This window comes from Methylobacterium sp. J-072 (assembly GCF_022829425.1).
Lineage (GTDB): Bacteria > Pseudomonadota > Alphaproteobacteria > Rhizobiales > Beijerinckiaceae > Methylobacterium.
This window is the reverse complement of the sequence record NZ_JAKSYK010000224.1, coordinates 123,516-136,822: the sequence shown is the minus strand read 5'-3', so window position 1 is coordinate 136,822 and position 13,307 is coordinate 123,516. Positions and strand designations below refer to the sequence as shown.

General features: G+C 68.5%; 9 protein-coding genes. 6 read left to right on the top strand and 3 right to left on the bottom strand.

The genetic code is table 11. The features are described 5' to 3' along the window. Nucleotides 1-92: 92 nt before the first annotated feature. The 5 genes from pufM (at nt 93) to MKK67_RS30850 (ending at nt 5,767) form a co-directional block, all read left to right on the top strand. Nucleotides 93-1,073 (top strand): photosynthetic reaction center subunit M, encoded by a 981-nt coding sequence (gene pufM / locus MKK67_RS30870; RefSeq protein WP_243972721.1) that lies wholly within the window; start codon nt 93-95, stop codon nt 1,071-1,073. A 10-nt stretch (nt 1,074-1,083) separates the two neighbouring features. Then, nucleotides 1,084-2,196, top strand: coding sequence for a photosynthetic reaction center cytochrome PufC (gene pufC / locus MKK67_RS30865; protein WP_243972719.1), 1,113 nt, complete (start codon nt 1,084-1,086; stop codon nt 2,194-2,196). A 118-nt stretch (nt 2,197-2,314) separates the two neighbouring features. Beyond that, on the top strand, nt 2,315-2,467 hold the full coding sequence (locus tag MKK67_RS30860; protein WP_092041181.1) for a DUF3096 domain-containing protein: 153 nt from the start codon (nt 2,315-2,317) through the stop codon (nt 2,465-2,467). Nucleotides 2,468-2,624: 157 nt separating this feature from the next. Continuing rightward, on the top strand, nt 2,625-5,315 hold the full coding sequence (gene ppdK / locus MKK67_RS30855) for a pyruvate, phosphate dikinase (RefSeq protein ID WP_243972717.1): 2,691 nt from the start codon (nt 2,625-2,627) through the stop codon (nt 5,313-5,315). Between the two features lie 200 nt (nt 5,316-5,515). Further along, the gene (locus MKK67_RS30850) at nt 5,516-5,767 is read left to right on the top strand and encodes a hypothetical protein (protein ID WP_243972715.1); all 252 of its coding nucleotides are present in this window, start codon (nt 5,516-5,518) and stop codon (nt 5,765-5,767) included. Between the two features lie 8 nt (nt 5,768-5,775). Here the strand turns inward: MKK67_RS30850 and MKK67_RS30845 are convergent, their stop codons facing one another. The 3 genes from MKK67_RS30845 to MKK67_RS30835 all read right to left on the bottom strand — a co-directional run bounded on the left by MKK67_RS30845 (nt 5,776) and on the right by MKK67_RS30835 (nt 11,194). Continuing rightward, complete coding sequence (locus MKK67_RS30845; protein WP_243972713.1) at nt 5,776-7,263, bottom strand: DUF882 domain-containing protein; 1,488 nt, start codon at nt 7,261-7,263, stop codon at nt 5,776-5,778. Nucleotides 7,264-7,461: 198 nt separating this feature from the next. Next, on the bottom strand, nt 7,462-9,465 hold the full coding sequence (locus tag MKK67_RS30840; protein WP_243972711.1) for a murein L,D-transpeptidase: 2,004 nt from the start codon (nt 9,463-9,465) through the stop codon (nt 7,462-7,464). A gap of 244 nt (nt 9,466-9,709) precedes the next feature. Continuing rightward, nucleotides 9,710-11,194, bottom strand: coding sequence for a sigma-54-dependent transcriptional regulator (locus MKK67_RS30835; RefSeq protein ID WP_243972709.1), 1,485 nt, complete (start codon nt 11,192-11,194; stop codon nt 9,710-9,712). Between the two features lie 237 nt (nt 11,195-11,431). Here MKK67_RS30835 and MKK67_RS30830 point away from each other — a divergent pair, with 237 nt between their 5' ends. Beyond that, nucleotides 11,432-13,303, top strand: coding sequence for a M3 family oligoendopeptidase (locus MKK67_RS30830; protein ID WP_243972706.1), 1,872 nt, complete (start codon nt 11,432-11,434; stop codon nt 13,301-13,303). Nucleotides 13,304-13,307: the final 4 nt, after the last annotated feature.

Sequence of the window (13,307 nt, the reverse complement as noted above, 5' to 3'; positions counted from 1 at the left end):
ACGCATCGCCCGCCGAGAATCGGGCGAACCGATACCAATGATCCAAGCCGGCGCCGCACGACGCGTGCGGTCGACCGGGGGGAGGGCGGGCGATGGCCTATTACCAGAACATCTTCACCCAGGTTCAGGTGCGCCCGCTGGAGCCGGAGAACGGCATTCCGGTGAGCTCCAACGAGCGCGTCGGCAAGCCGTTCAACAGCTACCTGTTCGGCCTGCTGGGCAACAGCCAAGTCGGTCCGATCTACATCGGCTACGTCGCCGCCCTGTCGATGGTCTGCGGGCTGATCGCCTTCGAGATCATCGGGCTCAACATGTGGGCCTCGGTGAATTGGGATCCGGTGCAGTTCGCCCGGCAATTGCCCTGGCTCGCCCTGGAACCGCCCTTGCCGAAATACGGGCTGAAGATCCTGCCCCCGCTCAACGAGGGCGGCTGGTGGCTGATCGCCGGCTTCTTCCTGACCACGTCGATCCTGCTGTGGTGGGTCCATCTCTATCGCCGGGCGCGGGCACTCGGGCTGGGCACCCACGTGCCGTGGGCCTTCGCCTCGGCGATCTGGCTCTACCTCGTCCTCGGCTTCATCCGGCCGCTGATGATGGGCTCGTGGTCGGAGGCGGTGCCGTTCGGGATCTTTCCCCACCTCGACTGGACCGCGGCGTTCTCGCTCCGCTACGGCAACCTGTTCTACAACCCGTTCCACATGCTCTCGATCACGTTCCTCTACGGATCGACGCTGCTGTTCGCGATGCACGGGGGCACCATCCTGGCCTGCTCCCGCTACGGCGCCGACCGCGAGATCGACCAGATCGTCGATCGCGGCACCGCCACCGAGCGCGCCGCCCTGTTCTGGCGCTGGACCATGGGCTTCAACGCCACGATGGAGTCGATCCACCGCTGGGCGTGGTGGTTCGCGGTGCTGACGACGCTGACCGGCGGCATCGGCATCCTGCTCACCGGCACGGTGGTCGACAACTGGTACCTCTGGGCGGTCAAGCATGGCGTCGCCCCGTCCTATCCGCAGGTCTACGGCCCGATCGTCGACCCCGCCCATCTCGCACCCGGCATGAAGCCGTGAGGAGGCCGTCATGAAGACGATTCTGGCGGTGGTCGGCGGGGCGCTCGCCCTGTTCCTCACCATCGCGATGTTCGGGGGCGCGGGCTGGACCCATCCCCCCATGGCGGCCAAGCAGACCGGCTTCCGCGGCACCGGCATGGACCTGATCCGGACCCGGGCCGGCAACGAGGCGCTGGCGGCGGCCAACGTCGCCCCGGCCCCCGCCGACCCGGCCGATGCCGGCGGCGACAAGGCCTCGGCGGTCTACGAGAACGTCCAGGTCTTAGGGGATCTCTCGGCCGAGCAGTTCAACCGGCTGATGGTCTCGATCACCGAGTGGGTGGCGCCCCAGCAGGGCTGCACCTACTGCCACAGCACCGAGAACATGGCCTCCGACGAGCTGTACCAGAAGCGGGTCGCCCGTCGGATGCTGCAGATGACCCAGACGATCAATTCGTCCTGGAAGGAGAAGCACGTCCACGAGGCGGGCGTGACCTGCTACACCTGCCACCGGGGCAATCCGGTGCCGGCTAACATCTGGTTCGACCGTCCCGTCCAGGGCGAGGGCCGGTTCAAGCCGCGCAACAACAGCCAGAACCTGGCCTCCGCGGAAGTCGGCAACACCTCGCTGCCCTACGACGTCTACCAGGCGTTCTACCAGCACAAGGACACGTCCGAGGACGCCGTGCGGGTCAACGGCACCACGGTCCTGCCGGAAACCAAGGGCAAGCCGATCCAGGACGCGGAGAAGACCTTCGCGATCATGATCAGCATGTCGCAATCGCTCGGGGTCAACTGCACCTTCTGCCACAACACCCGGTCGGTGGCGCAGTGGGACACCAGCACGCCCAACCGGGTCCACGCCTGGTACGGCATCCGCATGGTGCGCGACCTGAATCAGGACTTCATGGAGCCGCTTACCGGGACCTTCCCGCGCAACCGCCTCGGGGCGCTCGGTGACGTGCCGAAGATCAACTGCGCCACCTGCCACAACGGCGCCAACAAGCCGCTCAACGGCGCCAACGTGATCGGCCCCTATCCGGAGCTGTCGCACCCGACCATCGAAGCGAGCCTGCCCACCGGCGAGGCGAAGGACCCGATCCCGGGGACGAACACGCCGGCGCTGAAGCCATCGAAGCCCTGACGCGAACGCACGAAGCGCCGGAGCCGATCCGGCGCTTCGTCATGCGCCAGCCACAGGGAACCGCCATGCGCTACGGACGTCGATCGTCAACGGCCGAGCTCGGCCCCTGGAGGCGCCCGTGACCATCACCATCTCGAACCTTCAGCCGCTCATCGCGATCCTGGCCGGGATCCTGATCCTGATCGTGCCGCGGCTCCTCAACTACATCGTGGCGATCTACCTGATCGTGGTCGGCGTGATCGGTCTCGGCCTGCTGCGCGGCCTTTCGTAAAGCCGGTTCAGGCGCGCGATTCCTGACAGACGTCGCCGCGCGTCAGCCGCGCGCGCACAAGCCCGCAATGCGTTCATCTTGCGTTGCGTTGCGGGATGGTCCAACCCGCGCCCATCAGCTCGGCCTGCGCCGGGCACCAGATATGGACGGGATCGACATGGCGACCGGCAGCGCGAAGTGGGTCTATGCCTTCGGCGACGGCAAAGCGGAGGGCAAGTCGCAGATGCGCGACCTGCTCGGGGGCAAGGGCGCCAACCTCGCCGAGATGTGCAATCTCGGCCTGCCGGTCCCGCCCGGCTTCACCATCACCACCGAAGTCTGCACCTCCTACTACGATAACGGGAAGGCCTACCCGCCGGAGCTGAAGGATCAGGTCGCGGCCGCGCTGAACCAGATCGGCACGCTGACCGGCCGCAAGTTCGGCGATGCGGCGAACCCGCTGCTGGTCTCGGTCCGATCCGGCGCCCGCGCCTCGATGCCAGGCATGATGGACACCGTGCTGAATCTCGGCCTCAACGACCAGACCGTTCTGGCCCTGGCCAAGGAAGCGGACGACGAGCGCTTCGCCTACGATTCCTACCGCCGCTTCATCACAATGTACTCGAACGTGGTGCTGAATGTTGAGCACCACGCCTTCGAGGAGGCCCTGGAGCACTACAAGGAGGGCAAGGGCTACGACCTCGACACCGAGCTCGGCGCCGAGGATTGGAAGACCCTGATCCAGACCTATAAGAAGATCGTCCGCGACGAGCACGGCTCGGACTTCCCGCAGGGAGCCGAGGACCAACTCTGGGGCGCGATCAGCGCCGTGTTCAATTCCTGGATGATCCCGCGGGCGAAGAAGTACCGCGAGCTGAACAGCATCCCGGAGAGCTGGGGCACGGCCGTCAACGTCCAGGCCATGGTGTTCGGCAACATGGGCGACACCTCGGCCACCGGCGTCGCCTTCACCCGCAACCCCTCCACCGGCGAGAAGGCGCTCTACGGCGAGTTCCTGATCAACGCTCAGGGCGAGGACGTGGTGGCGGGCATTCGCACGCCGCAGAACATCACGGAAAAGGCCCGGATCGAGGCCGAGAGCGACAAGCCTTCCATGGAGAAGGCCCTGCCCGAGAGCTACGCGGAGCTGACCCGGATCTACGGGATCCTGGAGGCGCATTACCGCGACATGCAGGACATGGAGTTTACCATCGAGAAGGGTAAGCTCTGGATGCTCCAGACCCGCAACGGCAAGCGCACCGCCAAGGCGGCCCTGCGCATCGCCGTGGATCTGGCCGGCGAGGGGCTGATCTCCCGCGAGGAGGCGATTGGCCGGGTCGAGCCCTCGGCCCTCGACCAGCTGCTGCACCCGACGATCGACCCGAAGGCAGACCGCAAGGTCATCGCCTCCGGCCTGCCGGCCTCCCCCGGGGCGGCCACCGGGGAGATCGTGTTCAACTCCGAGGACGCCGAGGCCCTGCGCAAGGCCGAGCGCAAGTGCATCCTGGTGCGCATCGAGACCTCGCCCGAGGACATCCACGGCATGCACGCCGCCGAGGGCATCCTCACCACCCGCGGCGGCATGACCAGCCACGCGGCCGTGGTCGCCCGCGGCATGGGCAAGCCCTGCGTCTCCGGCGTCGGCTCGATCCGGATCGACTACAAGGCCCAGACCATGAAGGTCGGGGACGCCACCCTGAAGGCCGGCGACCGGATCACCATCGACGGTTCGACGGGCCAAGTGATCCAGGGCGAAGTGAAGATGCTCGAGCCCGAGCTGTCGGGCGACTTCGCGACCCTGATGGAATGGGCCGACCAGTTCCGCGGCATGAAGGTGCGGGCCAATGCCGACACCCCGACAGACGCCCGCACGGCGCGGAATTTCGGCGCCGAGGGTATCGGCCTGTGCCGCACCGAGCACATGTTCTTCGAAGGTGACCGCATCATCGCGGTCCGTGAGATGATCCTGGCCGACGACGCCGAGGGCCGCCGCGCCGCGCTCGCGAAGATCCTGCCCTACCAGCGCCAGGACTTCGTCGAGCTGTTCACGATCATGTCCGGCCTGCCGGTGACGATCCGCCTGCTCGATCCGCCGCTGCACGAGTTCCTGCCGCACACGGATGCGGAGGTCGCCGAGGTCGTGAAGGCGACCGGCGTATCGGAGGAAAAAATCCGCCACCGGATGCGGGAATTGTCCGAGCACAACCCGATGCTCGGCTTCCGCGGCTGCCGCTTGGCGATCGCCTTCCCGGAGATCGCCGAGATGCAGGCCCGGGCGATCTTCGAGGCCGCCGTCCAGGCCGCTGCGGATACCGGCAGCCCGGTCACCCCCGAGGTGATGGTGCCGCTGGTCTTCACCCGCGCCGAGTTCGACATCGTGAAGGCGCGGATCGACGCCATGGCCAAGGCGGTGTCCGAGGAGAAGGGCGCCACCCTGGACTACCAGGTCGGCACCATGATCGAGTTGCCGCGGGCGGCGCTCAAGGCCGGCGAGATCGCACAGACCGCTGAGTTCTTCTCGTTCGGCACCAACGACCTGACGCAGACGGCGCTCGGCATCTCCCGCGACGACGCGGCGACCTTCCTGGGTCCCTACACCCAGAAGGGCATCCTGCCGGCCGACCCGTTCATCACCATCGACCAGGAAGGCGTCGGCGAGTTGGTCCGCATCGGCGTCGAGCGCGGCCGCGCTACCCGTCCGGACATCAAGCTCGGCATCTGCGGCGAGCATGGCGGCGATCCGGCCTCGATCGGCTTCTGCCAGGAGGTCGGGCTCGATTACGTCTCGTGCTCGCCGTACCGGGTTCCGATCGCCCGCCTCGCCGCCGCGCAGGCGGCGCTGGGCAAGGTGCTCGGCAAGGAAGGCTGAGCCTCGTTGAAAACCGTATTGGGGGCGGCTCGTCGCCACCAATACGGGTCATCAACCAACCTGTAAAAATCCCGGTTGAAAAACATTCTGGTTCAATGAACTCGGACAAAGACGGCACGTTGACTGATTGATTCGATGGGTGGTGCGTGCTGGTAATCAGTCCGTCTCGGGTCCAGCGTCAGGCGCCAGAATCACCGACCATGATTCACCGCAGCCCTTCTCCGCTATGCCTCGACGGTACCGCCGCTTCGCCCGTTCCGCGTGCCGCCGTGCGGGCCTATCTCGCTCTGGTCGCCGGCTTCGGCGCGGTCATGACCGCCGTGATGCTGATGATGTCGGTGGCGGCCAATAGCGGCGACGAAGCCGAGCGCATCGCCGATACCCAGGACGACGGCTATACCACGACCCTGGTCTCGGCCCTGGCGGTCAACCTGTCCAAGCCCCTGCGCTGATCTTGCCTTTAGCGCGTTCCGCGCGTTGCGGAGCCGGTGAAGCGCGAGGCCGTGAGGTCGTCCCCCGGGCTCTTCGCGCTGAACCGGGTCGAGACCGGTCCCGGCATCGCCGCCACGACGGCATCGGGCGCCGCATCGCGAACCCGGGTGGCGGCGACCCGCACGGGGGCGCTGCGGCTCGCAGGCGCCGCGACCGGGCCGGCGGAGGCCGCTTCGAACAGCGCGCGCAACTGCGCTTTCCCGTCGGCATCGGCGGCCACGAGAGGACGCCGCGGCGCCGGCTCGGCCGGAATGTCTCGGATGAGGGCACGGCCTGCGGACGACGCCGCCAGGTTGGCCATGCCGCCGTCCAGCGAGGCGAACTGCACCGGGCGCGGCGGCGGCAGCGGCATGCTGATCGCGGCGGCCGCGACGGCAGTGAAATCCGAGGGCCGGCGTGGCGGCAGCGGCGCGATCACGGCGGCAACGGCGTCCTCCGCGGTCGGCTTGTCCACGGTCAGCAGGGCTCTGGCGTCGACCGGCTTGCCGTCCTTCGCCGGGTCGGGCCGGCCGAGCGTGTTGCGCAGCGTGTCGTCCGCCGTCGGCGCGGCGTAGGCCAGGGCGGCGCGGGTGCCGACCGGATCCTGCGGATCGGCGCTGGCGACGGCCACCACCGGAGCCTGACGGCCCCGCTTCGCCACGGGAGCGGGCGGCGGTGCCGCAGCCGGCTCCGGCGCGGAGGAGCCGCCGCCGAACAGGCTCGCCAGGAAGCCGAACAAGCCAGGCCCGTCCTCCTCCTCGCCGCTCGCCATCTGGGTGGTGAGGCCGGCCACGGTGCCGCCGCGGGCCAGGATCTCGGCCTTCGCCTCCTCGTAGCGGGCGAAGGGACGGTTGTCGCTCGCAAGGTGGACGGTCTTCCCGTCCGGGAACAGCCGGGCGAGCTGGTCGTGGGTCATGCGCGGCCACATCCGCACCGACCCGACATCGAGATGGACGAAGGGCGTCCCGGCATGCGGGTACCAGCCCACGCCGCCGCGCTGCATCTGGAGACCGACCTCGCGGATCCGGTCGATCGAGACTTCCGGCAGGTAGAAGTCCATCGCCTTGCCGAGCATGTGCTGGCTGAACTCGGCGACCATCCGGGAGCGGCGGCGCAGCATCGCGTTGGTGCCGGGCGAACGATAGGCCGAGACCACGTGGATCGGCTGACTCGCGCCGACCTGCCGGTAGGCCTCCCAGACCGTATCGAACAGGCGCGGGTCCATCTTGATCGGCTCGTTGACGCGCCAATCGCGGAGGAGCCAATTCAGCTGCTCGAGGGCCGCACGGTCGTAGCGGCCATCGCGCTTGAACGTGATGGTCGCGCTCTCCTGGGTATGCGTGTGGTAGATTGTGAGCGCGCGGGTATCGCCGTTGGCGACCGCGTTCTCGGTCTCGGCGGTGCCGGCGATCAGGCCGAGCGCCAGGCCGCACAGGGTCAGGACGAGGTGTCGGGCGGGGCGTGGAAGGCTCGGCACGATAGTCCTGATCCTCTCCCGGAACCCGCAAACGGGCACTCGGCGGATGTCCGGTCGAGGCGGCCCGGCCCGTCTGGGCCGTTATCGCGTCGTCGCGCCGAGCGTGCGACGGAAACGGCTAAGGCTGGACCGTGGCGAAATCGTGCCCGGCTGTGCGGCCGCGCACCTGTGCGTTGAAGCGGCGGTCCGGCTGTGAACCTACCACCAGCCGCGAGACACCGGCGCCGGTGCCGGCGTCCACAGGCCGGGCTCGCCGTATTCCGGCGCGCTGTCGGCGCGGGCCGCACGACGAACGCTCCGGCGCGGCGTATCGTATTCGTCGTAGCGGGCGCTCGGCTCCGGTTCGGCGTAGCGGCGGGGACGCGCGGCCTCTCGGCGCGGCGCCGTATCTGCGTGCGCCACCGGCGCGGCCTCGGGCTTGCGGCGCGCCTTCTCCTCGGGGAGCTTGGCGATCATCGGTCCGCCCCCGCCGGGCAGCCCGAGGGCTGCGCGCATCGGCGCGTCGTAACCGTAGAGATCGGGCAGGGTGCGGAACGCGCCGCCATCGTCCACGTAGGCGGTGAAGTAGGCCAGATGCACCGGCAGTTTCGCGGGCAGCCGGATAGTGCGCTCGCCCTTGCCGATCAGCTTCTTGAGCCGCGCTTCGGACCAATCGGGCAGCACCGCGTCCGCCAGGCGGAAGGGGTCGTCGACGCGCACGCAGCCGTGACTGAAGTCGCGCTTGGCCGCCGAGAACAGCGAGCGGTTCGGCGTGTCGTGCAGATAGACCGCGTGCTGGTTCGGGAACATGAACTTGATGAAGCCCAGCGCATTGCGCTCACCCGGGGGCTGGCGCAGCGAGACGTGGCCGCCGTGGCGCACCACCTCGTAGCCGCCCCAGGTCTTGCCGCCGTAGCCCGCGAGCTTCGGCGCCATGGTCTTCAGGATCGAGGGCGGCACGTACCAGGACGGGTTGACCACCGCGTATTCCATCAGCCCCGAGAACAGCGGCGTGCGCGATTCCGGCTTGCCGACGATGACCCGGGCCTCGTCGCGCAGGCTGCCGCCGCGATAGGCACGCAGGCGATATTCCGGGATGTTGACCAGGATGTAGTCCGAGCCGAGGTCGCCCGGCAGCCAGCGCCAGCGTTCCATGTTGACGATCAGCTCGGCCTCGCTGCCGCTTGCCCGCGCCGGCCGACCTGTGTCGGCCAGGGCCAGCACGGTCTGGACGTTGAGCACGCCGTTGGCGGGCAGCCCGCGGCCGCGCTGGAACTTCGCCACCGCGTCGGCCACCGTGGCATCGTACTCCTCCGGCTCGCCCGGCGCCCGATCGAGGGTGCCGGCCGGGCGTGTCTCGATGCCGAAATGCGCGCGCAGCAGCGGCACGCGGGGATCGCGCATACCGATCCGCAGGACGGGCCCGGCGGGCAGGCGCAGGGGCTTCACGGCAGCTGGGGCCGGCCCGCGCAAGCTCGCGAGCCGCGCTTTGAGAGCCTGATAGCCTGCCGTGGACGGGTTGTAGCTCTGAAGAGCCTCGCCGGCCTTGGCGCCCGCATCCGAGAGCTTGGTCAGCACCGCGTTGGCGTCGGGCAGATCGAGTTGAGGCGTGATCAGCCGCGAGATCGAGGCGAGGTTGATGCGGCCGCCCCTTGCGTCCCGGGCATAGAGCAGAGCCGCCGCTGACAGGCGGAGATCGGCATCGGCCACCGCCTTGTCGTCCGGCTTCTCGGCCAGGTTCGGGATCGTGTAGGCCCGAGCCTCGAGCCCGTCTTCGCCGGCGGCAGTCAGGCGTGCGGAGATCGACTTGGCGGCCTCAGTCCAGGCACCGTCGGCGATCCAGAGCGGCTTGTAGGCGCGGGCCTCGTAGAAGGCGCGAATGCCGTCGCGATCTTTGCCGGGGAGACGCAGCAGCAGCGGAGCGGTATCGGTCAAGCGTGCGACGATCGCTGCGCCCTGCGGATAGTCAGGAGCCACGGGCGCCGCCACGACCGGGGCCGGGGCGGGTTCCGCCTTTGGGGCCTCGGGCTTGTAGTCGGGCAACGCGGTCGAGACCAGATCGGACCCAGTCGGTGCCGCCTGCGCGGGCTCGGCCGGGTGCGCGGGCGTGCCGAGGGTCGCCGGGTCAAGCGCGACCGTCTCGGCGCCGAGCGCGCCGGCCGAGGCCAGCGTTCCGGTCAGTAGGGCGGCCAGCGCGACGAGGCTGGAGCGCGGGACGCGCATCGTGATCTCCCGGGACACGGCGGCAGGGCCGCACGCTCTGATTGTGATTATCCGCTCAAGCGTGGCGTTGAGCAACTGTAGTCGTCGTCGATCCAAATTCAGTCTTCGCGACGGTCATTTCATCGATAAGCTGATGCGACGCGGGATTCATTGATTGTCGCGCCGTGTTCTGTAGCGCGGCAACGCTTTTCCCCGAGCTGTCATGTCCGAGGGCGCGCGGTGCGCTAGCACACTCTGTGCTGCCTCAGGCGGCGTCCTCGGCCTTCTCGTCGCCTTCCAGTCCGAGATCCTTCAGCTTGCGGTAGAGGGTGGATCGGCCAATTCCGAGGCGGCGGGAGACCTCGGACATGCGCTGCCGGTAGAATTGCAGCGCGAAGCGGATGATCTCCGTCTCTAGGACTTCCATGGTCTTCATCTCGCCGGTCTCCTCGGTGACCAGCGACATGGCATGCGGGTCGCGGACCTCGACCCGGACGATCTCGCGCACCGGCTCCGGGGCGTAGGCCGGCATCTGCGGCTGCGTCGGAGCCGCCGGGATGCGGACGTCGAAACCTTCGACCTGCGCGGCGATCTGCGGGAACTCGGCCACGGTCAGCTCGTCGCAATCGGCGAGCACCACGGCGCGGAACAGGGCGTTCTCCAACTGGCGGACGTTGCCGGGCCAGGGATAGCGGGTGAGCAACGCCATCGCCTCCGGGGCGATCGCGCGGATCCGCTTGCCCTCTTCCGCGGAGAACCGGACGCAGAACGAGCGCACCAGATCCGGGATGTCCTCGCGCCGGGCGCGCAGGGGCGGCAGCGTCATCGGGAAGACGTTGAGGCGGTAATACAGGTCCTCGCGGAATTTGCCCTGCTTCACGAGGTCGAGCAGCGAGCGGTTCGTGGCGGAGACCAGGCGGATATCGACCCGCACCGAGCGCTTGCCGCCCACCGGATCGACCTCGCCCTCTTGGAGCGCGCGCAGCAGCTTCACCTGGGCGTCGAGGGGCAGCTCGCCGATCTCGTCGAGGAACAGGGTTCCGCCCGAAGCTTCCACGAACTTGCCGGCGTGCTTCTCGGTGGCGCCGGTGAATGCACCCTTCTCGTGGCCGAACAGGGTCGACTCGACGAGGTTTTCCGGGATCGCTCCGCAATTGACGGTGACGAACGGCTTGCCGCGCCGGTCGCCCGAACCCTGGATCGCCCGGGCCAGCACCTCCTTGCCAACGCCTGACTCGCCTTCGATCAGCACCGGGATGTTAGATTTCGTGGCCCGCTCGGCGAGGCGGATCACCCGCTCCATGTCGGGGCTCTTGGACGTGAAGTCCTTGAAGGTCAGCGCCCCGGAGGCGCGGCGGCGCATGCGGCGCACCTCCTCCTCCAGCACGTCGACCCGCAGGGCGTTCTTGATCGACACCTGCAGGCGCTCGGCACCGGCGGGTTTGACCACGAAGTCGACGGCGCCCGCCCGCATGGCGTTGACCACGGCGTCGATCGAGCCGTTCGAGGTCTGGACGATCACCGGCGTGTCGAGGCCGCTGCTGCGCATCTCGGCGAGGACGCCGAGGCCGTCGAGGCCCGGCATCACGAGATCGAGGAGCACCACGTCCACGCTCTCGGTCTTCAGCACGGTGAGCGCGTCGGCACCGGTCTCCACGACGCGTGCATTGAAGCCGAACCGGCGCACCGCCGCCTCGGCGAGGCGCCGCTGAACCGGATCGTCGTCCACGATGAGAATTGTGGTGGACATGGCGACTCCCTGCGCGGCGCGGCAGGCCGAATGCAGCTCGGGATCGGCCCGCGCCGCACCGCCTGAGTCGGCGCGTGTTTCGTTTCGAACCGGAGGGTGCCGGACAGACGTAAAGTCGCGCTTAACGACGTTTGCGTTCGGGCGTCACCGCGACGGGGCGGCCGGCCACGTTGAACGCGTGGCCGCGCGCTCGATATCAAGGTACTGGCCTTCGACCCCCCTTGAGGATTGCGAGACATGATGCCGAGCACCACCGCTTCGCCGGTGAACGTCCGTGCGCCGGATGGCGTGAGCGCCGCACGCGCCGCAGCCAAGGCCGTCGACCTCGGCCATCTTCCGGAATGGGACCTGTCCGATCTCTATGCCGGCATCGACGCGCCGGAATTCTCGGCCGACATGACCCGGGCCGAGGAGGAGTGCCGCCGCTTCTCGGAGACCTATGCCGGCCGCATCGCCGAGCTGGTCGCAGCCGCGGACGCGTCCGAGCGCCTCGCCGAGGCGGTCCGGGCCTACGAGGGCATCGAGGAGCTGCTCGGCAAGCTGATGTCGTTTGCCGGCCTAGTCTATTCCGGCGACACCACCGACGAGGCCCGGGCCAAGTTCTACGGCGACACGCGCGAGCGCCTGACCGACGCCTCCGCCGACCTGCTGTTCTTCGCCCTCGAACTGAATCGGGTCGAGGATGCGGTGATGGATGCGGCGATGTCCCAGGGGCCGCTCGCGCATTACGCCCCGTGGATCGAGGATCTGCGGCGCGAGAAGCCGCACCAGCTCGACGACCGCACCGAGAAGCTGTTCCTGGAGAAGTCGGTCACCGCGAACGCCGCTTGGGACCGGCTGTTCAACGAGACGATCGCCGGCCTGCGCTTCACGGTCCAGGGCGAGCAGATGCCTCTGGAGCCGACCCTCAACAAGCTCCAGGATCCGGACGGCGCCGTCCGCAAGGAGGCGGCCGGGGCGATCAGCGAGGTCCTGCGCGGCAATCTCCGGGTCTTCACGCTGATCACCAACACCCTGGCGAAGGACAAGGAGATCTCCGACCGCTGGCGCGGCTTCAAGGATGTTGCCGACGCGCGCCACCTCGCCAACCGGGTCGAGCCGGAGGTGGTGGCGGCCCTGGTCGATGCCGTGCAGGCGGCCTATCCGCGCCTCTCGCACCGCTACTATCGGCTGAAGGCCAAGTGGTTCGGGCAGGACGCGCTGCCCTACTGGGACCGCAACGCGCCGCTGCCGAAGGTCGAGCAGCGCACGATCCCCTGGACGGAGGCCCGCGACACGGTCTTGTCGGCCTACGACGCGTTCTCACCGAAGATGGCGGGGATCGCGAAGCGGTTTTTCGACGAGCGCTGGATCGATGCGCCGACCCGGCCCGGCAAGGCGCCCGGCGCCTTCGCACACCCGACCGTGCCCTCGGTCCACCCCTACGTGCTGGTCAATTACCAGGGCAAGCCGCGGGACGTGATGACGCTGGCCCACGAACTGGGCCACGGCGTCCACCAAGTGCTCGCCGGTCCGAACGGTGCCCTGATGGCGCCGACGCCCCTGACGCTCGCCGAAACCGCCAGCGTGTTCGGCGAGATGCTGACCTTCCGCAAGCTGCTCGCGGCAACCACCGACACGACCCAGCGCCGGGCCATGCTCGCCGCCAAGGTCGAGGATATGATCAACACGGTGGTGCGCCAGATCGCGTTCTACTCGTTCGAGCGGAAGGTTCACCTTGCGCGGGCCAAGGGCGAGCTGACCAGCGACCAGATCAACGCCCTCTGGCTCTCGGTTCAGGCCGAGTCCCTCGGGCCTGCGATCACGCTTGATGCGGGTTACGAGCCGTTCTGGGCCTACATCCCGCACTTCATCCACTCGCCGTTCTACGTCTACGCCTACGCGTTCGGCGATTGCCTCGTGAACTCGCTCTACGGGGTCTACGCCGAGGCGGAATCGGGCTTCGTCGAGCGCTACTTCGCGCTGCTCGCGGCCGGCGGTTCGAAGCCCTACGGCGAGTTGCTGGCGCCGTTCGGCCTCGATGCGAAGGATCCGGGTTTTTGGCAGATCGGCCTCGGGATGATCGAGGGAATGATCGTCGAGCTGGAGGGGATGGAGGGCCACGCCTAGCCCG

What these genes read in the sequence shown, in the direction of transcription:
- pufM (WP_243972721.1), top strand. Translation starts at nt 93, where the DNA reads ATGGCCTATTACCAGAACATCTTCACCCAGGTTCAGGTGCGCCCGCTG.
- pufC (WP_243972719.1), top strand. Translation starts at nt 1,084, where the DNA reads ATGAAGACGATTCTGGCGGTGGTCGGCGGGGCGCTCGCCCTGTTCCTC.
- ppdK (WP_243972717.1), top strand. Translation starts at nt 2,625, where the DNA reads ATGGCGACCGGCAGCGCGAAGTGGGTCTATGCCTTCGGCGACGGCAAA.
- MKK67_RS30850 (WP_243972715.1), top strand. Translation starts at nt 5,516, where the DNA reads ATGATTCACCGCAGCCCTTCTCCGCTATGCCTCGACGGTACCGCCGCT.
- MKK67_RS30840 (WP_243972711.1), bottom strand. Translation starts at nt 9,465, where the DNA reads ATGCGCGTCCCGCGCTCCAGCCTCGTCGCGCTGGCCGCCCTACTGACC.
- MKK67_RS30835 (WP_243972709.1), bottom strand. Translation starts at nt 11,194, where the DNA reads ATGTCCACCACAATTCTCATCGTGGACGACGATCCGGTTCAGCGGCGC.
- MKK67_RS30830 (WP_243972706.1), top strand. Translation starts at nt 11,432, where the DNA reads ATGATGCCGAGCACCACCGCTTCGCCGGTGAACGTCCGTGCGCCGGAT.